Source organism: Asanoa ferruginea (genome assembly GCF_003387075.1).
Classification (GTDB): Bacteria; Actinomycetota; Actinomycetes; order Mycobacteriales; family Micromonosporaceae; genus Asanoa; species Asanoa ferruginea.
The window spans coordinates 5,329,366-5,347,508 of record NZ_QUMQ01000001.1; the positions used below are offsets into that span (position 1 = coordinate 5,329,366).

Annotated in this window: 16 protein-coding genes; 12 read left to right on the forward strand and 4 right to left on the reverse strand. The window is 69.7% G+C overall.

Going from position 1 to position 18,143, the window contains the following annotated elements; all coding sequences use genetic code 11:
• The first annotated feature begins 6 nt into the window (after nucleotides 1–6).
• The 7 genes from DFJ67_RS25030 (at nucleotide 7) to DFJ67_RS25060 (ending at nucleotide 8,726) form a co-directional block, all read left to right on the forward strand.
• Complete coding sequence (locus DFJ67_RS25030) at nucleotides 7–1,323, forward strand: GTPase (protein WP_147315592.1); 1,317 nt, start codon at nucleotides 7–9, stop codon at nucleotides 1,321–1,323.
• A 183-nt stretch (nucleotides 1,324–1,506) separates the two neighbouring features.
• On the forward strand, nucleotides 1,507–3,147 hold the full coding sequence (locus DFJ67_RS25035; RefSeq protein ID WP_116070246.1) for an ABC transporter substrate-binding protein: 1,641 nt from the start codon (nucleotides 1,507–1,509) through the stop codon (nucleotides 3,145–3,147).
• A gap of 6 nt (nucleotides 3,148–3,153) precedes the next feature.
• Nucleotides 3,154–4,110 carry an ABC transporter permease gene (locus tag DFJ67_RS25040; protein ID WP_116070247.1) on the forward strand — a complete coding sequence of 319 codons (957 nt, stop codon included), beginning with the start codon at nucleotides 3,154–3,156 and terminating at the stop codon, nucleotides 4,108–4,110.
• Entirely contained in the window at nucleotides 4,107–4,988 is an 882-nt protein-coding gene (locus DFJ67_RS25045; protein WP_116070248.1) for an ABC transporter permease, read from the forward strand. The genes DFJ67_RS25040 and DFJ67_RS25045 overlap by 4 nt, the downstream gene beginning before the upstream one ends.
• A complete protein-coding gene (locus DFJ67_RS25050; protein ID WP_116070249.1) occupies nucleotides 4,985–5,992 on the forward strand; it encodes an ABC transporter ATP-binding protein in 1,008 nt (335 codons plus the stop codon). The genes DFJ67_RS25045 and DFJ67_RS25050 overlap by 4 nt, the downstream gene beginning before the upstream one ends.
• A complete protein-coding gene (locus DFJ67_RS25055; RefSeq protein ID WP_116070250.1) occupies nucleotides 5,989–6,969 on the forward strand; it encodes an ABC transporter ATP-binding protein in 981 nt (326 codons plus the stop codon). Before DFJ67_RS25050 ends, DFJ67_RS25055 begins: the two co-directional genes overlap by 4 nt.
• Nucleotides 6,966–8,726, forward strand: coding sequence for a gamma-glutamyltransferase family protein (locus DFJ67_RS25060; protein WP_116070251.1), 1,761 nt, complete (start codon nucleotides 6,966–6,968; stop codon nucleotides 8,724–8,726). The genes DFJ67_RS25055 and DFJ67_RS25060 overlap by 4 nt, the downstream gene beginning before the upstream one ends.
• Nucleotides 8,727–8,788: 62 nt before the next feature.
• Here the strand turns inward: DFJ67_RS25060 and DFJ67_RS25065 are convergent, their stop codons facing one another.
• Entirely contained in the window at nucleotides 8,789–9,454 is a 666-nt protein-coding gene (locus DFJ67_RS25065; RefSeq protein WP_147315593.1) for a GntR family transcriptional regulator, read from the reverse strand.
• 139 nt (nucleotides 9,455–9,593) lie between these two features.
• On the opposite strand from DFJ67_RS25065, the gene DFJ67_RS25070 reads away from it, so the two are divergent.
• From DFJ67_RS25070 to lepB, 5 genes are read left to right on the forward strand one after another with little or no spacing between them, the layout of a single operon-like run.
• The gene (locus tag DFJ67_RS25070) at nucleotides 9,594–9,842 is read left to right on the forward strand and encodes a hypothetical protein (RefSeq protein ID WP_116070253.1); all 249 of its coding nucleotides are present in this window, start codon (nucleotides 9,594–9,596) and stop codon (nucleotides 9,840–9,842) included.
• A 56-nt stretch (nucleotides 9,843–9,898) separates the two neighbouring features.
• Complete coding sequence (locus DFJ67_RS25075) at nucleotides 9,899–10,456, forward strand: MauE/DoxX family redox-associated membrane protein (protein WP_116070254.1); 558 nt, start codon at nucleotides 9,899–9,901, stop codon at nucleotides 10,454–10,456.
• Nucleotides 10,453–11,013: a hypothetical protein gene (locus tag DFJ67_RS25080; RefSeq protein WP_147315594.1), complete on the forward strand. Its 561-nt coding sequence runs from the start codon at nucleotides 10,453–10,455 to the stop codon at nucleotides 11,011–11,013. The genes DFJ67_RS25075 and DFJ67_RS25080 overlap by 4 nt, the downstream gene beginning before the upstream one ends.
• The gene (locus tag DFJ67_RS25085; protein WP_203783195.1) at nucleotides 11,010–12,848 is read left to right on the forward strand and encodes an ABC transporter ATP-binding protein; all 1,839 of its coding nucleotides are present in this window, start codon (nucleotides 11,010–11,012) and stop codon (nucleotides 12,846–12,848) included. The genes DFJ67_RS25080 and DFJ67_RS25085 overlap by 4 nt, the downstream gene beginning before the upstream one ends.
• On the forward strand, nucleotides 12,845–13,264 hold the full coding sequence (gene lepB / locus DFJ67_RS25090) for a signal peptidase I (protein ID WP_116070256.1): 420 nt from the start codon (nucleotides 12,845–12,847) through the stop codon (nucleotides 13,262–13,264). The genes DFJ67_RS25085 and lepB overlap by 4 nt, the downstream gene beginning before the upstream one ends.
• Here lepB and DFJ67_RS25095 read toward each other — a convergent pair.
• From DFJ67_RS25095 to DFJ67_RS25100, 3 genes are all read right to left on the reverse strand, one after another.
• Nucleotides 13,248–16,028, reverse strand: a complete 2,781-nt coding sequence (locus DFJ67_RS25095) for an AfsR/SARP family transcriptional regulator (RefSeq protein WP_170215967.1) — start codon at nucleotides 16,026–16,028, stop codon at nucleotides 13,248–13,250. The two genes, lepB and DFJ67_RS25095, sit on opposite strands and share 17 nt — an antisense overlap.
• A 28-nt stretch (nucleotides 16,029–16,056) precedes the next feature.
• Complete coding sequence (locus DFJ67_RS42855; RefSeq protein WP_170215968.1) at nucleotides 16,057–16,650, reverse strand: hypothetical protein; 594 nt, start codon at nucleotides 16,648–16,650, stop codon at nucleotides 16,057–16,059.
• A 107-nt stretch (nucleotides 16,651–16,757) separates the two neighbouring features.
• Entirely contained in the window at nucleotides 16,758–18,083 is a 1,326-nt protein-coding gene (locus DFJ67_RS25100; protein WP_203783193.1) for a chloride channel protein, read from the reverse strand.
• Nucleotides 18,084–18,143 lie beyond the last annotated feature (60 nt).

An 18,143-nucleotide genomic window follows, 5' to 3' on the forward strand; every position in this document is an offset into this window, starting at 1 on the left:
AGGATCTTGTCGATCGGTGAACCCCGCGCCGCGGGTGGGCCGTATCACAATGGGCAAACGCCGCCGACGCCGACAAATAGGGAAGTGACGCACATGGCCGAATCGAGCGACCATAGCGACTTCGACAGAATCATGGCTGCCGCCCGGCTCGCATACGAAGAGCAGCTTCGGGAGATCGGCACGTTCAATCTCGCGGTTTTCGGCGACACCGGAGTCGGGAAGAGCGAGCTGATCAATGCGATCTTCGGTATCGAAACAGCGAAGACCGGCCGCGGCGACGCGCAAACGGTCAAGCTCGAACGGCACCGGCGGACCACCGAGGACCCACTGACGATCTACGACAACGTCGGGTTCGTGACCGGCGGCGGCTCCACGGAGGAACTCGCCGGCACCATCCGCAAGATCGTCACGGACCTGCGGCTCGGCCCGCAGGAAGCGTGGATCCACGTCGTCTGGTTCGTGCACAACCCGCTCACCAACCGATTCACCAAGGAACAGGGCGAGCTGATCTCGGCCATCCACGAGATGGGGCTGCCGGTGATGCTCGTCCTGACCCACGCCGCCAAGTTGGGCGACGCGGTGATGCCGGCCGTCGCCGAGGTGGCGGCCGACATCGCGGGCCGTGGCCTGCCGCTGGCCGCCAACGGCCGGGTGTTCATGGTGAACTCGATCGCGATGCCGCAACTCGGCGGGCCGACCCTTCCCGCGCAAGGGCTCGACGAACTTCTCGAGGCGACCATCCGACTCGTCCCGTCGGCGGCCGCGGCGATCAACGCGGTGCAGCGGTTAGACCTGTCGGTGCAGCGTAAGGAAGCCATCCGGATCCTGCGGAACTACCGGAAGGTCGCGGTCGGTGCGGGCGCCGGCGCGGTCCTCCCGGTCCCCGCCGCAGACCTCGTCGGACTGGGCGTGACGCTCGCGGCCATGATCGCCAAGATCAGTGCCACCTACGCGTTGCCGATCCGCAAGCAGCAACTGCTCAAGGTGACCGCGATCGCCGTGGTCGGAGTCACCGGCATGCACGGTGCGGCCGTCAAGGGAGGTGTCAAGGTCGCCGAGCGGGTCGCCGTCAAGCAGGCGGCGAAGGAGAGCGGCATGCAGCTGGGCAGGTATGTCCCGGGCGCCAACGTCATCGTCGGCACGGCCGGTGCCGTGTCCGCGGCCGGGTTGACCACGGCGGCCGCCCATGCGTGGATGCGGGTCTGCGAATACTTGTTGGCGCGTCCCCGGCTCATGCGCACCGTCGACGACCCCACTCTGCTGGACCTGTTCCGCACCTTCTATCAACGGCGCAAGAGCGCGCCGCCGGAGGGCCTCACCTGAGCCCACGTGTCTCCGGACCGGCTGGCGTCGCGGCCAGCCGGTCGACGGCCGTGGCCGCACCGCACGACGGATGAACCGGTGTGGACCGACCGCAATGGATCTTCGTGTCGACCCGGGCGGATGCCTTGCGAGATCACTCGTATACAACATACGCTTCGGCAATCGTCGATCGAGGAGCCCGTCATGACGAACCTCTCGCGCGCAAGCCGGGCCGCCATCGGAGCGGTCGCGCTCGTCTGTGCGCTCACGGCCTGCTCACCGGTGGCTGATGAAGCCGCACCCGCGGATAAGCCTTCGCAGAGCCAAAATTCCTTTGGCAGCCCGGCCAACCCGGACGAAGTCAAGGAGGGCGGCAAGCTGACCGTCGCTCTTTCCGCGGAGCCCGATCGGCTGGATCCCTCGTTGTCCCGCAGCCTCTACTCGCGCTATGTCTTCCAGGCGATGTGCGAGAAGTTGTATGACGTCGACGAGAAGGCGCAGGTCGTGCCGCAGTTGGCCACCGCCCTTCCGACCGTCAGCCCCGACGGCAAGACCGTCACGATCACCGTGCGTCAGGGCGTCAAGTTCGCCGACGGCACGGAGTTCAACGCCGCGGTGGTCAAGACCACCCTCGAACGAAACTTGAAGCTGCCGGAGTCGGCGCGCAAGAGCGAGATCGGGCCCATCGACACCGTCGATGCGCCTGACGCGCAGACGGTCGTCGTACACCTGAAGACGCCCTTCGCACCGCTCCTCGGCGCGCTGGCCGACCGCGCTGGCATGATCATGAGCCCGGCCGCCCTCCAGAAGCTGGGCACCAACTTCGCCTCGGCCCCCGTCTGCGTGGGTCCGTTCAAGTTCAGCAAGCGGGTGCCGCAGAGCTCGATCGACGTCGTGCGGGACCCCAACTACTACGCCGCCGACAAGGTGCACCTCGACGGCATCTCGTGGCGGATCCTGACCGACGCGAGCATCCGCTCGGCCAACCTGCGCTCCGGCGACGCCGAGGTCGCCGACAGCGTGTCCACCCAGGATGTCGACAGTCTCCGCAAGGAGTCGTCGCTGACCGTGTTGCAGTCGCAGTCGCTGGGCTATCAGGGGATCACCATCAACGTCGGCAACGTCGACGGGCTCGGCACCCCGCCGAAGCCCATCGACCGGCCGATCGCGAAGGAAGCCAAGGTCCGGCAGGCATTCGAGTACGCGATCGACCGCAAGGCGCTCGTGAACGCCGTCTTCAACGGCATCTCCACCCCGGCCTGTAGCCCGATCTCGCCGGCGAGCGCGTTCTCGTCGGAGGCGGCGCAGAAGTGCCGCGAGCACGATCCTGCGAAGGCCAAGCAGTTGCTCCAGGAAGCCGGCGTGCAGGTGCCCTACACCATCAACATGCTGGCCTCGAACACTCCCGACACGCTGCGGCTCGCCCAGGCGCTTCAGTCGATGGTCAAGGACGGCGGCTTCGACATCAAGATCAGCCCGGTCGAATACTCCTCGCTGCTCGACGAGCAGGACCGGGGCAACTTCGAGATCCTCCAGTTGGGTTGGAGCGGTCGCATCGACCCCGACGCCAACATCACGAACTTCGTGGGTACGGGCGGCAGCCAGAACGTCGGCGGCAGCAGCAACCCGGAGCTGGACGCCGTGCTCGACAAGGCCCGCCAGTCGACCGACCTCAACGAGCGCAAGCAGCTCTACGGACAGGCGGTCGGCCTGCTCCAGGACCAGAACCCGCTCATCTACCTCTACCGGCAGGCCAACCTGACCGCCTTTTCCAACAAGGTCAAGGGCGTCCAGGTGTATCCCGACGGCGTCATCCGCGCGGCCTTCGCCGGATTCGCCAAGTAGGTTCCCGTGGCCCGGTACCTACTGACCCGCGCGTGGCACTCGGCGCTGACCCTGGTGTTGGCGACGGTGGTGGTCTTCCTCGGAATCCGTGCGCTTCCGGGTGACCCCGCGCTGTCGCTGGCGGGGGAGGACCGTTCGCCCGAGGCACTGGCGGCGATCCGCACGGAGTACGGACTGGACCGTCCCGTCACGGTCCAGTTCGGACACTACGTGGAACGCGCGATCCAGGGTGACTTCGGCAGCTCGATCCGCACGGGCATCCCGGTGTCCGACATGATCCGCACCGCCCTGCCGGTCACCGTCGAGCTATCCGTGCTGGCCATCCTCATCGCCGCGCTGCTGGGCATCGGTGCCGGGGTGGTCGCGGCCGTGCGCCGGGGCCGCCCGGCCGAGTGGGTGGCCAACGCGCTGGCCCTGATCGGGTTGTCGGTGCCGCATTTCTGGCTCGGCCTGCTCGCCATCCTCTATCTTTCCGTGGCGACCGGCCTGTTCCCGGCTTCCGGGTTCGTTCCGCTGCTGGAAGACCCGGTGGGCAACCTGCACCACATCATCCTGCCCGCGGTGATCCTCGGCACCGGCCTGGCGGCGATCATCATGCGGCAGACCCGGTCGGCGATGCTCGACTCACTCTCGGCCGACTACGTGCGCACGGCGAAGGCCAAGGGCCTGTCGCCGCGCGCCGTGATCGGCCGGCACGCGCTGCGCAACAGCCTCATCGTGGTCGTCACGATCGTCGGCCTGCAGCTCGGCGGCCTCATCTCCGGCGCGGTTGTGACCGAGTCGATCTTCGGTCTGCCCGGCTTCGGCAAGATGACCATCGACGCGGTGTTCCAGCGGGACTACCCGGTGATCCAGGCGGTCGTCCTGCTGACCGCTACGGCGTACATCGTGATCAATTTCCTGGTCGACCTGCTCTATTCGGTCATCGACCCGCGCATCCGGGTGGCGGGTGAGGCGGCATGACCATCGTGACCGTTCCGATCGTCGAGAGCCCGGCCGGCCTCACCCGGCGCACGCGCGTGTTCCGGCGGCTGCGGCGCAACCCGCTGGCCATCATCAGCTTCGTGGTGCTCGCGGCCGCGGTGCTGGTCGCCGTGCTCGCACCATGGATCGCGCCGCACGCGGTGGAGGACACCGACTTCGGCCATCTCTTCGCGTCGCCGGGCACGGCCGGGCACCTGCTCGGCACCGACGACCTGGGCCGCGACGTGTTGTCGCGCATCATCTTCGGCATCCGGGCCTCGCTCGAGGTCGGGCTGCTCGCGGTCGTCACCGCCTTGGTCGTCGGCGTGCCGCTCGGGCTGGCCGCGGGCTATTTCCGGGCCGTCGACGCCGTGATCAGCCGGTTCACCGACCTGCTGCTGGCGTTTCCGTTCCTCATCCTCGCGGTGGGGCTGGCCGCCATCCGCGGCGCGAGCCTCAGCAATGCGGCCGTGGCGATCGGCATCGCGCAGATCCCCGGGGTGATCCGGGTCATCCGCTCCGACACCCTGCGCCTCAAGTCGCTCGACTTCGTCGCCGCGGCGGTGGTCGACGGCGCCAGCGACCTGTGGGTCCTCACCCGACATATCCTGCCCAACGCCACCTCGGTGATCCTGGTGCAGGCCACGGTGACGCTGCCGGTCGCGATCCTGGGCGAGGCGGTGCTTTCCTTCCTCGGCCTGGGCATCCAGCCGCCCTCGCCCAGCTTGGGCACGATGCTGGCGACCGCCCAGCAGTTCGCGGCCAAGGCACCGTGGGCGGCGACCTTCCCGGGCGTCGCGATCATGGTGCTGGCGTTGACGTTCAACGTGTTCGGCGACGCACTCCGCGACGCCCTCGACCCGAAAGGCGACCGATGACGGCCCCGATCCTTGCGGTCGACGACCTCTCGGTCTCGTTCGTGACGGAGAGCGGGAACGTCTCCGCGGTCGACCACGTCAGCCTCGAAATGGCCGCCGGCGAGATCGTCGGCGTCGTCGGCGAATCCGGCTGCGGCAAGAGCGTCACGGCGATGAGCCTGGCCGGCCTGCTGCCGGGCAGCGCCCGCGTCACCGGCTCGGTCCGGCTGCGCGGCACAGAGCTGATCGGGGCACGGGAGACAGAGCTTCGACGGGTACGCGGCAAGGAGATCGCCTACATCTTCCAGGAGCCGATGACCTCGCTGAACCCGGTGCTCACCGTCGGCCGCCAGATCGGCGAGGTGCTCGAGGTGCACGAGCGGCTCTCCCGCAAGCGGGTGCGGGAGCGGGCGGTCGAACTGCTGTCGCTGGTCGGCATCCCGTCCGCCGCGAAGCGGGTCGACAACTATCCACACCAGCTATCCGGCGGCATGCGGCAACGCGTGATGATCGCGATGGCGGTGGCCTGCAACCCGACGGTCCTGGTCGCCGACGAACCGACGACCGCCCTCGACGTCACCGTGCAGGCCGGCATCCTCAAGGTGTTGCGCGACCTGCGCGACCGGCTGGGCACGAGCATCCTGATCATCACCCACGACCTGGGCGTGATCGCCGACATCGCCGACCGCGTGGTCGTCATGTATGCCGGCCGCGTCGTAGAGCAGGCCCCGGTCACCGAGCTGTTCGCCCACCCGCACCACCACTACACCGACGGGCTGCTCAACGCGTCCCCGATTCCGGGGCGGCACGCCGGCACCGAGCGGTTGCAGGAGATCCCCGGGCTCGTGCCCGTCCTGGCCACCCAGCCCGACGCCTGCACGTTCGCCGATCGGTGCCCGGCCGCCGACGACACCTGTCGCGCTTCCGCGCCGCCGCTGGAGCGCCTTGGCGGCTCCGATCACCGCGCCGCGTGCTGGCATCCGGTCCCCTCGGCACGGGCCGCACGGCAGGAGACGATTCGATGACGTACGCCCTGGAGATCGAAGACCTGACGATGCACTTCGGGCCGGTGCGGGCCGTCGACGGGGTGTCGCTTCGGATCCCGCGCGGCGGCGTCACGGCCCTGGTCGGCGAGAGCGGCTCCGGCAAGTCGACGGTGGGCCGGTGCGTCGTGCGGCTGCTGAAACCGACCAGCGGAACCGTCACCATCGGCGGCGTCGACGTCACCCGGCTCACCCGCCGCCAGTTGCGACCACACCGGAGCCGGTCGTCGATCGTCTTCCAGGACCCGGCCGGCTCGCTCGACCCGCGCATGCTCGTCGGCGATGTCGTGGGCGAGCCGTTGCGCCTGTCGGGGGAGCGGATCTCCCGGCGGGACCGGCAGCAGCGGGTCGACCGGGCGCTCGGCCAGGTGGGCCTGCGCCAGGAGGTGGCCCGGCGCTATCCCCACGAACTCTCCGGCGGGCAGCGGCAACGGGTGAGCATCGCCAGGGCGCTGATCTCATCGCCGTCGCTGCTCATCGCCGACGAGCCGACCAGCGCGCTCGACGTGTCGGTGCAGGCGTCGGTGCTCAACCTTCTCGCCGATCTCCAGCGGGACATCGGGTTCGCCTGCCTCTTCATCACCCACAACCTGTCCGCGGTCGAATACCTCGCCGACGAGATCGCCGTGATGTATCTGGGCCAACTCGTGGAGACGGGCTCGCGTGAGCAGATCTTCGCGCGTCCCGCCCACCCCTACACCCAGGCGTTGCTCGCGGCCGCGCCGGTCGCCGACCCGGTGCGCCAACGGGCCCGCGAGCCGATCCTGCTCGGCGACGACCTGCCGTCGGCGCTCGACCCGCCGTCCGGCTGCCGGTTCCGCACCCGCTGCCCGCTGGCGTTCGACAAGTGTGCGGCCGAGGTGCCGCCGCAGGTGAAGATCGGTGACGGAGAGGCGGCGTGTCACCTCGTGGGAGCCGACGGGACGCGCCCGGATGTTCGCGAGAGGGTTACGAAATGACGTTCACCACCAGGCCGACCCTGCAAGGAACATTCGGCATGGTGTCATCTACACATTGGCTCGCCAGCCAGGCGGCGATGGGAGTTCTCGAGCGGGGCGGCAACGCCTTCGACGGGGCGGTGACCGCGGGCTTCGTTTTGCACGTCGTGGAGCCACACCTCAACGGGCCGGGCGGCGAGGTGCCCGCCATCGTGGCTACCGCGGCCGACCCCCGCCCGCGCGTGTTGTGCGGCCAGGGCACCGCACCCGCCGGCGCCACCATCGGTCACTTCCGGTCGCTCGGCATGGAGCTCATCCCCGGCTCCGGCCCGCTGGCCGCCACCGTGCCCGGCGCTGTCGACGCGTGGCTGCTGCTGTTGCGCGACCACGGCACCCGGTCGCTGCGGGAAGTGCTGACACCCGCCATCGAGTACGCGACCACCGGGCACCCACTGGTCGCGCGCGCGTGGGAGACCGTCGAGGCGGTGCGCTCGCTGTTCGAGCAGCACTGGCCGACATCGGCGGAGCTCTGGCTGCGCCAGCGTGGTGGCCTGTTCACCAACCCGGCTTACGGGGACACGTTGGCCCGGCTGGTGAGCGCCTCGGAAGCGGACGGCCTGGACCGTGAGGGTGGGATCGAGGCGGCTCGGCACGCGTGGCGGGAAGGGTTCGTCGCCGAAGCGATCGACCGCTTCTCCCGGCGGCCGTTCCGGGACTCCAGTGGCGAGGCGCACGCCGGCGTGGTGACCGGTGACGACCTGGCCGGCTTTTCCGCTACCTGGGAAGAGCCGGTCACGCACGAGTGGAACGGCTACACGCTGGCGAAAACCGGCCCGTGGGGTCAGGGACCGGTGCTGTTGCAGACGCTGTCGATCCTCGACGCCCTCGACGATTCCACTGTGTATGACCCGTCGACGACGCGCGGCATCCACGCCCAGGCCGAGGCGCTCAAGTTGGCGTTCGCCGATCGCGAGGCCTGGTATGGCGACGCGGGCGACGTACCCATGAAAGCGTTGCTGTCCCGGGATTACGCGTCGTCGCGGGCGGCCCTGATCGGCGATTCGGCCACTGTGGACCTGCGGCCCGGCCGACCCAACGGTGCTGAACCGCGCCTTCCCCAGCAGATTTCGGGCGTGTTCGCCGCCGACCCGACCACCGGCGAGCCGACGGTCAAGCCCAACGGCGTGACCCGCGGCGACACCTGCCACGTCGACGTCGCCGACCGCTGGGGCAACATGATCTCCGCTACGCCCAGCGGCGGCTGGTTGCAGAGTTCGCCCACCATCCCCGAGTTGGGCTTCCCGCTCGGCAGCCGGCTCCAGATGTTTTGGCTGGAGGAGGGGCTGCCGTCGTCGCTCGCACCGGGCCGGCGGCCGCGCACGACGCTCAGCCCGACCATGGTGCACCGCGACGGGCAGCCCGTGCTGGCCTGCGGCACGCCCGGCGGCGACCAGCAGGACCAGTGGCAGTTGCTGTTCCTGCTCCGGCATCTGGCCGGCGGCCAGTCGTTGCAGGAAGCCATCGACGCGCCGACCTGGCACACGACCAGCTTCCCGTCGTCGTTCTACCCGCGGGAGACCGAGCCCGGGGTCCTGGTGCTGGAGGACCGCGTGGACGCCTCGGTTTTGAGCGCGCTCGGCGCGCTCGGGCATCGGGTCCGGCTGTCCGGGTCGTGGAGCCTCGGCCGGATGTGCGCGGTGTCCCGCGACCCCGCGACGGGGCTCCTGGCCGCGGGGGCGAACCCGCGCGGCATGCAGGGCTACGCGGTCGGCCGATAGCTCCCGTCGTCTCGTCCGGCGTGGGCCGTAGCCCCGGGGCTGCGGGGCTACGCGGGCGGGCGCTAGCTCTCCGTCGTCTCGTGCGCGGCCATGGAGGCCGCGCCGAGGTGGGCGAGCGCGACCGACTCGGCCAACTCGCCATCCCCGGACTCGATGGCGTCGACCAGCTTGATGTGCTCGTGGGCCGAGTGCGGTGCCCGCTCCTTGGCTGTCATCTGGAAGACCCACTGCACGTGCAGGTAGAGCGCCTTGGCGATGGACGCCAACCAGGGATTCCCGCTGATCTCGAGGATCTGAAGATGCAGGGCGCTGTTCAACTCGGCGACGCGGCGCAGGTCCTGCTGCTCGGTCGCCAGGAGGGCCTGGCCCAGCAGGGCCCGTAGCGTCGTCACGTCGCCGGGCGTCGCCCGCTGGGCAGCGAGGCGGGCGGCCAACGGTTCGAGGCGCTCGCGTACGGCGAAGATGTCATCGATCGTCGCACTGCTCGGAGACGCGACGACGGCGCCGCGGCGAGGCAGGATGACCACGAACCCCTCCGCCTCGGCCACGCGCAGGGCCTCGCGGACGGGGTTGCGGGAAACCCCGAAGTCTTCCGCCAACCGGTCTTCGGTCAGCCGCTCACCGGGCGGATAGTCGCCGCTGATGATCCCCTTCCGGAGAGCATCGAGCACCTGGTCACGGAGCGGCAGGTGCTGAGCGCCGATCTTGCCCGGCAGGTCCGTGTCCACCCAGCCGCCTCTCACAATGAAGTCTGACGATGATTGTATACGAAGAACAATCACCCGTACCGCAGCGCGATCGCAGCGGCTTCGCAGCGCCCTCCCTCATGGTGATGACCAGCACGTTTCCTACCACCAGGGAGGTCTGATGACGCGAGTCATGAACCGGCTGGGTGACCGGATGCTCGGTCTACTCATCCAACGCAGCGACGCGGGTGCCTGTGTGCCCGAGATGGGGCAGTCCTGCGGCTGCTTCGGTGACGAGGCCAGGGCCTACTGCATCGGCAACCAGACGCTCCGGCGCCCGAAGTACATCCAGAAGATCTCGTGCACCGGCGGGTGCTACTGGACCAACACCCTGTGCGGCTACGAGAACATCTATCGCTCCTACTGCTGATCTGTCCTGGCGGGTGGGCGCCAACGGCGCCTACCCGCCGCACCGAAAGGGTGGCCGTGGCGTATCTGCTGTTGATGTGTCGAGTCCTGTTGCTGCTGGTCTTCCTCGCGGCGGCCGTGGGAAAGGGCAGGCCGGGCTCCCTCGACCGATTCGCGCGGTCATTGGGTGAGTACGAATGGATCCCGCCGCGCCTGCGCCGGTCGATCGCCTACGGTGTCGTCCTGAGCGAAGCCGCGATCGCGCTGCTGCTTCTCCTGCCACGCTGGTGGTGGCTCGGGTTCGCCCTGGCGTTGCTCCTGACCTCCGCGTTCACCGCCGTCACCGCGGCATCCCTCGTGCGCGGCAAGCGAACGACCTGTCAGTGCTTTGGCACCAGCGGGACCATGCCGCAGGGTGCACCGCACCTGGTCCGCAATTTCCTCCTCATCGGTGCGGCCGGAGCCGGGATCGCGGGATGGATGACGGCCGCCCCCGGCGGAGTCTCGCCCACCGGTGCCGTCGTTGCGACAGCCACCGCGGTGATCGGGGCGGTAGCTGTGGTGCGGATGGAGGATCTCGTCTTTCTCGCGGCCCGCGCTCCGCGGGCTCACCAACAGATCGGAGGCAGGTCGTGATTAACACGTTGCTGGCGTGTGTGGTTGTGCTGGCCGCCATCACCATCCTCAACCTGGTGCTCTGCTTCGCCATCATTCGCAAACTCCGCGATGCCGGCTCCCACGACGGTGCGGAGCTCGACCTACCCGCGACCGGGGCCCAGGTGGGCGACTTCGTCGCTCGTGACATCGACGGCGCGGCCGTGTCGACGGCGGATCTGGCCGGGCGGTCAACGGTTGTCGGCTTCGTGATGCCCGGCTGTGGTCCCTGCCGAAGCCTCGTCGACGCGGCTCGGGAGGGACGAATCTCCGCGGGCACCTCGGCGTTGTTCTTCGTGCGCGGAGAAACCCCGGCGACGGACGAGGTCCAGTATCTGGTCGACAATCTGCGGGACACGGCCCGGGTGGTCCTGATCTCCGGAGAGCTCGACGAGGTCGTTAGCGGTGCGTTCGGCGGAATCGTCGGCTACCCCACGCTGGTGCGGGTGGACGACGGCGTCGTCACCGCCGCCGGAAGGTCGTTCGACTCGGTGGGCGCGGAGCGGCGCGAGCCGGTCCTGACCGAGTCATTGACGTGAGCGGGGGCGACAACCACGTCGCCGGGCGCCGGCATTCCCAGCTGAGGCTGGCGGTCAAGGCCCTCGGGCTGGGCTGGCGGGCGGCCCGGGCCGAGACCCTGATTCTGCTGGTGCTGACCTGTGCCGCGGCGGCATTGCCCGGCGCTGCGGCCTGGCTGGGCAAGCTGCTCCTGGACGAGTTGGCGTTGGGTAGTGCGGCGACTATGAGTCGGGTCACGACCCTGGTGGTGCTGGCCGGCGTGATCGCGGCGATGACCGCGGCGATCGGGCACGTGTCCGGGCTGGTCGAGCTCAGGCAGCGGCACGCCACCAGCATTCGGGTCACCGACCAGCTTTATCGGCGGGTGAACGCGATTTCCGGACTCCGGCACTTCGAGGATCCGTCCTTTCTGGACCAGCTGCGGCTGGCCGAGCAGGGCGCTCAGGGTGCTCCCGACGAGGTGGCCGGCTTCGCCCGCGAGACGGTGCGATCTGTGGTTACGCTGGCCTCGTTCGCCGGAGTGCTGATCGTGATCTGGCCGCCGATGGCACTGCTGCTCATCGTCGTCGCGGTGCCGGCGACCCTGGTGCATCTGCACATCGCCCGGCTCGAGGTGCGGGCGGCGGAGCAGGCTACCGGCCGCCACCGACGCCGCGCGTTCTTCGCCACCATGCTCACGGACCCGCGAGCGGCTAAAGAGATCCGCCTCTTCGGCCTTGGCCGGGTCTTTCACGACCGCATGATCCGCCTACAGCGCAGCGCCGCGGGCCTGGAGTTGCGGGTGGCGGGGCGGACCGCGGTCGCGCAGACGCTTCTCACCACTGTCGGTGCGGCGGTTGTCGGCCTCGGTGGCCTGGTCGTGGCGCGCGGGGTGCTGTCCGGGCGGTTGACCATCGGCGACGTCGGGCTGTTCGGTGCCGCCGTCGCGGGCGTTCAGGGTGCGCTGTTCGGCATGGTCTTCAAGACGGGCCAGCTCACCTCGGCACTGTCGCTGTTCAGGTCGTTCGTCACCGTGCTCGAGACCCCGGCGGACCTGCCGAGCGGCCGGCGCACCGTGCCGCCGCTGCGCATCGGCATCGAGTTCCGCGATGTCTGGTTCCGGTATGGCACCGGTGCCTGGATTCTGAGCGGCGTCAGCCTGGTCGTCCCGCACGGCACCTCGGTCGGACTGGTGGGTGCCAACGGTGCCGGGAAGAGCACCATGACGAAGCTGCTCTGCCGCTTCTACGATCCCGACCGCGGGCAGATCCTGTGGGACGGCATCGACATCAGAGAGTTCGACATCGAGCAGCTTCGGAGCCGGATCCAGGCCACGTTCCAGGACTACATGAACTTCGACCTCACGGCGAGGGAGAACATCGGGATCGGCGACATCGGCCGGGTCGACGACCGCGCCCGGATCCGGCAGGTCGCCGAGATGGCCCAGATCCACGAGATGATCTCGGGGCTTCCGCGCCAGTACGACGCCATGCTGAGCCGGGCATTCCTCGACGAGGAGACGCAGGAACGGGGGGTGCTCCTCTCCGGAGGGCAATGGCAACGCGTCGCGCTCGCCAGATCGCTGATGAGAGAAGACGCCGATCTGCTGATCCTCGACGAGCCCAACTCCGGCCTCGACGTCGTCGCCGAACACAGCATTCACCACACGCTGCACCAACACCGGCGCGGCCGGACCAGCCTGCTGGTGTCGCATCGGCTGGCGGCACTCCGTGACGCCGACCTGATCGCGGTGCTGGTGGGCGGCCGGATCGCGGAGCGGGGGAGTCACGACGTGCTGATGGCGGCCGACGGTGAGTATGCCGGGCTGTTTCGGCTCCAGGCGTCGGGCTATCAGGACGAGCGGGTCGCCGGATGACCTATCTCGCGGCCGCCGCACTCCTGCTCGCCGCGGGGGTGGGTGTAGGTGTCGTTCGGCGGCGCTTCCAGCTGATCGTCGTGCGGGGAAGCAGCATGAGCCCGACCTATCAGGACCGCGACGTCCTGCTGGTGAGGGTCCATCGCCGCCCGCGCCTCGGCGACGTGGTCGTCTTCCGGATGCCGGACCAACACAAGGACGACGGCCCGGCGTGGATGGTCAAGCGGGTCGCCGCTGGGCCGGGCGACCGGGTGCCGGCCGACGAACGCCGGATCGTCGCGGAGTCCACTGTGGCGGACGGGTGTCTCCTGGTCCGGGGTGACAACCCCGAAAGCCACGACTCCCGGCACTTCGGATACGTGCCGATCGACACCGTGCTCGGGGTGGTGGTGCGACCGGTCACACCATGGAACTGAGCTTCTCGCGTACGCGTACCGATTCGTCGTTGCCCAACTCGTCGAGGAGGTCCGCGGCCCTCTTCCAGGCATCGCGTGCGGCGTCGAGATTTCCCGCCTCGTGGTGGACGTCGCCCAGGCGATCGAGGATCACCGTCTGTCCGTAGCGGTCGCCGAGGGACTGACAGAGATCGAGGGCGTGGGCGTAGTGCCGCACCGCCTCGTCGTGCTGGCCGAGATGGTGGTGGGCGTAGCCGAGGCTCTCCGACGCCGAGGCCTCGCCATGCTGGTCGCCGTTTCGCTGGTGCAGGGCGAGCGCGTCGACCAGGTATCGGCGGGAGCGTTCGTGGTCACCCTGGCGCGCCCAGGACCAGCCGACCGACGCGAGCGAGTGCGCCTCCTTGTGCGTGTTTCCGATGGCCCGGTATAACGCGAGCGCCTGCTCCGCGTGCTGCGCCGCCTCGGCATAAGCCTGCTGGGTGTCATGCAGCCAGGACAGGTCCAGGTGGACGTGCGCCTGGCCGGACGGGTCACCCAACTCGTCGAAGCACCGCAGCGACGCGGCCAGCGCCGCTTCGGCCTCGCCCAGGTCGCCGAGGCGGATGTAGGAGCGGCCCAGCCCGCGATGGCTCTGCGCGAGGCCGGCCAGGTCGCCGATCCGGGTCGCCGACCGCTGCGCGGCCCGCTGCGTGCGCGCCCAGTCCTGCCAGTGGCCCTGCCAATCGAAGAAGTCGCCCAACGACCACGCCAGCCGCCAGGCGTATTCCTCGATGCCGCCCTGCTCGGCGGCCAGATCGATCAGCGCGAGCAGCACCCGGTGCTCGTTGTCGAACCACCGCATCGCCTGTTCCCGGCCGGTCACCTGGTCCTGGGTGACGTGGGTGGCCGGCTCGGGCAGGGTGAGGGGGTCGCGGTGCGGCGCCAACAGGAGCGCGGCGGTGTGTGCGGTGTGCAGATAGTGGTCGAGCATCCGGCGCGACGCGAGCTCCCGTTCGGCGACCCGCAGGCGGGTGTCCGACAGCTCCCGTGCATAGGCCCGGAGCAGGTCGTGGTGGCCATACCGGCCAGGACCGACCTCGACGACCAGGTGGGCCCGCGCGAGCTCGTGGAGCATCGCCCTGACCCGCGCCGCCGGCACGCCGGCGAGGCTGGCGGCGGCGTTTTCGGCGATGTCCGGGCCCGGGTGCAGGCCGAGGAGGGTGAACAGGCCCGCGGCCTGGTCGCTGACCGCGCCCAACGACCAGGAGAAGACCGCCCGCACGTCGGTGCTGGCGTCGCCGCCGTCGAGCTGGTCGAGGTCGCTCCCGGCCTGGCGCATGTGGTCCGCGAGCCTGTCGAGCGCGGCGGACGGGTGCATCGCCGCTCGGGCCGCCACGATGGCGAGGGCGAGCGGTAAGCGCGCGCAATGGGTGATGAGGGTGTCGATGGCCGCCGGTTCGGCGGCCACCCGGTCGCTGCCGATGCGCTGTGCCAACAGCTGCCGCGCATCGCCGTGGCTGAACAGGTCCAACGGCACCGGGTGGGCGCCTTCGACCGCGATCAGGCCGGTCAGCTGGGTCCGGCTGGACACCAGCACGAGGCAACCGGGCGAGCCCGGCAACAGTGGACGGACCTGCTCGATGTCGCGGGCATTGTCGAGCACCACCAGCACCCGGCGACCGGCCAGCAGGCTGCGGTAGAACCCCACCTGGGCGGCCAGGTCGACGGGAATGCGATGGGGCGCCACCTCGAACGCGTCGAGGAAACCCCGCAGCGCCTCGGTCGGATGCACGGCCGAGCCGCTCGAATCGAACCCGCGAAGATTGACGTAGAGCTGCCCGTCGGGGAAGTGGCCGGCGACGCTGTGCGCCCAGTGCACCGCAAGGGCGGTCTTGCCGACGCCCGGGGTGCCGGAAATGACCGCGACGGTGACGGCGGCCGATCGGTGGTGGTTGAACAACACGGCGTCGAGGCGCTCGAGCTCCCCGCCGCGCCCGACGAATCCGCCGACCGCGGCGGGAAGCTGGGCCGGGGTCGGACCCGCGGATGGCGTGGCAGGAGCCGGCCCCAGCACCTCCGGGTCGTCGACGAGCACGAGCTGCCGAAGGCGCTGGAGCTCGGTGCCGGGGTCCAGGCCGAACTGGTCGGCCAGAACGGCGGCGCCCTCGGCATACACGTGTAGCGCGTCGGCTTTCCTGCCGGCGCGGTGCAGGGCCACCATCAGCAGGCCCCGGAGCCTCTCGTGCAGCGGGTCCGCGGCGACCAGGCCCGCCAGCTCGGTCACCACGGCCTGTTGGTCGCCGCAGGCCAACCTGGCGCTCGCCCACTCGGCGAGCGCCGTCCGCCGCAGTTCGGTGAGGCGCGTCGCCTCGCCGCGCACCAGGGCCGAGTCGACACCGTCGAAGGCGGGCCCACGCCACAGTGCCAGCGCCGCCTCGAAAAGCGCCGACGCGTCAGCGTGGGCTCCGCGTTCGGCCGCCGCCCGGCCGAGCCGCACCTGGGTCTCGAACTGAGCCGCGTCGTAGCCGGCGTCGTCGATCCGCAGGAGATAGCCGGTCGAGTGGGTGACCACCACGGCACGGTCGTCGAGAGCCCGGCGAAGCGACGAGACCAACGCCTGAATCCGGTTGCGGGCCGACGTGGGTGGGTGTTCGTCCCACAGCCCCTCGATCAGGCGGTCGACCGAGACGACGCGATTGGCATGGGCGGCCAGATTGGCCACCAGGCTCTTTTCGAGGCGACCAAGGCTGACCGGGGCACCCGAGCTGACTATCTCGACCGGGCCGAGGACACACACGGCAGGCACGTTGGCTCCGTCCGATGGTGGGGGAGCGTCATGAATACGATTGGACCCACAACTGGTAGTTGTAGCTGTTGTTGCCATCGTGTGGCCGCATCTCGCCCCAGAAGGCGGGGCACGCGCTGGAGGCCTGCCACGGGCCGAAGAACAGGCCGTGACAGTTGCGGCAGTAGGCCCAGCCCGATTGGCTCTGCGGCAGGGATCCGAAGTAGATGGAATAGTCGAAGCTGCCGGTGCCGTCGTGCGTCTGCCTGCCGCCGGGGCAGTGGCCGTCCAATCCATAGCCGAAATACATGCTGCTGCAAAGACGGCAGTATTTCCAGTTGGATTGGAAGTCCGTACCCGCGTTGGTGTTGAAGAGGAACTTGTAATCCCAACTGCCGGCGGTGTTGTGTTTGGCCACCCGTGAATCCCCACACTTGCCGACCATCCCGTTGCCCCAGACCATGGTCTTGCACTCGTGGCAGACGCGCCAGCCGCTCTGGTAGCCCCCCGCGAACGCGGGCGTGGCCGTCAGTGTGCTGGCGCCCAGGAGGGCGGCACCGCCGACTCCGATGACGGCGGCCCTGCGGAGCAGCTCGCGCCGGCTGGTCGTCGTCGGCGTGGTCGTGCGATCGTTCGGCTCCATCGTGTTCTCCCCGTTTCCGTGCCCGCGCCGGGCATTCCCATGGTGCGGGGCGGGGAGCCAGACCTGGTTGGCTTTGCGCGCACGGTTGTTGACCGTCGGCGCACAGCTCAGTCGCCGGGATCCCGCGGTCGTGGTCGCAGCCACGGGGAGAGTCTGGCCGCGGTGACCCAGGCGACCACGACGGCGACGATCACCACCGAGATGAGGTTGGTCGCCTCGCTCTGGAGGAACAGCAGCGTCAGCAGAACGGCGGTCAGGGGAAGGCCGCCGAGCATGACCACGGTCATCGCGCCGACGCCCATCCCGACGCCGGCGGTCAGCGGCAGGCCGGCCAGGTGGGACAGGGCGATCCCGCCGGCCGCACCGATGAACATGCCGGGGAACGTCGGGCCACCGCGGAAACTGCTCAACGAGACGCTGTACGCCAGGCTCTTGCACACGACGAGCAGCACCAGTTCGCCGACCGACCAGGCGCCGGCACCCTGGATGAGGGCCGGGAGGGCGGTCTGCCCCGAGAACAGCACCTCCTCGGCACCCTTGTCGGTGGCCGCGACGAAGATGGCCGCGAGCCCGCCGACGACCAGGCCCGCGATGGGAGTGACCAGCAGCGGGCGGGGCGGCACCGTCGCCTGGATCTGGAAGGCGAGCCGGCGGATCGCGGTGCCGACGACCCCGGCGGCCAGCCCGATGGCCAGGGCCCAGCCGAACTCGCCCACGGTCGGCGTTCCGAGGGCCGGGATGTGCGGCACCGCCAGCGAGAACGTGCCGAATCCGGTGATGTGGTCGAGGCCCACGAAGATGAGCGCGCCGATGCCGGCCGCGAGCAGCCCGGGCGCCAGCACCACGCTGGCCATGCTCCCGCCGACGCCGACCGCCTCCAGGAGCAGGAACGCGCCCGCGAGCGGCGAGATCAGCAGCGTCGAGATGGCCGCGAAGCTGCCGGCCGCGCCGACCAGGACCAGCGCCTTCTCGGGGGTGTCGCGCTTGATCAGCCGCGCGATCAGCACCGCCAGGCCCGAGCCGATGAGCACCAGCGGGCCCTCCGGACCGAGCACCGCACCGAACGCCAGCGTCGCCAGCGACGCGAAGGCGACGCCGGGCAGGTCGCGAGCGCTGACGGTCGGACCCGAGGCGAAGCCCTCGGCCGGGTTGTGCCCCCCGTTGCCCGGCAGATATCGCAGGCTCAGCCCGACCAGCACGCCGCCGACCGCGACCATCGGGATCGGCCACCACACCGGCGTGCCGGCGAACCCGAGGTGGTGGGGCAGGTCGGTGAGGAAGAAGGGCTGGGCCTTGTTGACCAACTCCAGGTAGAAATACGCGACGATCGCCACGGGTACGCCGACCGCCGCGCCCAGGATCAGCAGCGCCACGTAGCCGCGGCTGCGCAGCATCTCCATCGGGCTGGGCGAGGTCGTCGGTGAGCTGGCCACGACGTTGATCTTCCGGAGGTTCCGCCGCCCGCGGGCCGACATCGCGAAATTCGGCGAAGC

Excerpts from the sequence above, each read along its gene's own strand:
- DFJ67_RS25045 (WP_116070248.1), top strand. The coding sequence starts at position 4,107 with ATGACCATCGTGACCGTTCCGATCGTCGAGAGCCCGGCCGGCCTCACC.
- DFJ67_RS25055 (WP_116070250.1), top strand. The coding sequence starts at position 5,989 with ATGACGTACGCCCTGGAGATCGAAGACCTGACGATGCACTTCGGGCCG.
- DFJ67_RS25070 (WP_116070253.1), top strand. The coding sequence starts at position 9,594 with ATGACGCGAGTCATGAACCGGCTGGGTGACCGGATGCTCGGTCTACTC.
- DFJ67_RS25050 (WP_116070249.1), top strand. The coding sequence starts at position 4,985 with ATGACGGCCCCGATCCTTGCGGTCGACGACCTCTCGGTCTCGTTCGTG.
- DFJ67_RS25035 (WP_116070246.1), top strand. The coding sequence starts at position 1,507 with ATGACGAACCTCTCGCGCGCAAGCCGGGCCGCCATCGGAGCGGTCGCG.
- DFJ67_RS42855 (WP_170215968.1), bottom strand. The coding sequence starts at position 16,650 with ATGGAGCCGAACGATCGCACGACCACGCCGACGACGACCAGCCGGCGC.
- DFJ67_RS25060 (WP_116070251.1), top strand. The coding sequence starts at position 6,966 with ATGACGTTCACCACCAGGCCGACCCTGCAAGGAACATTCGGCATGGTG.
- lepB (WP_116070256.1), top strand. The coding sequence starts at position 12,845 with ATGACCTATCTCGCGGCCGCCGCACTCCTGCTCGCCGCGGGGGTGGGT.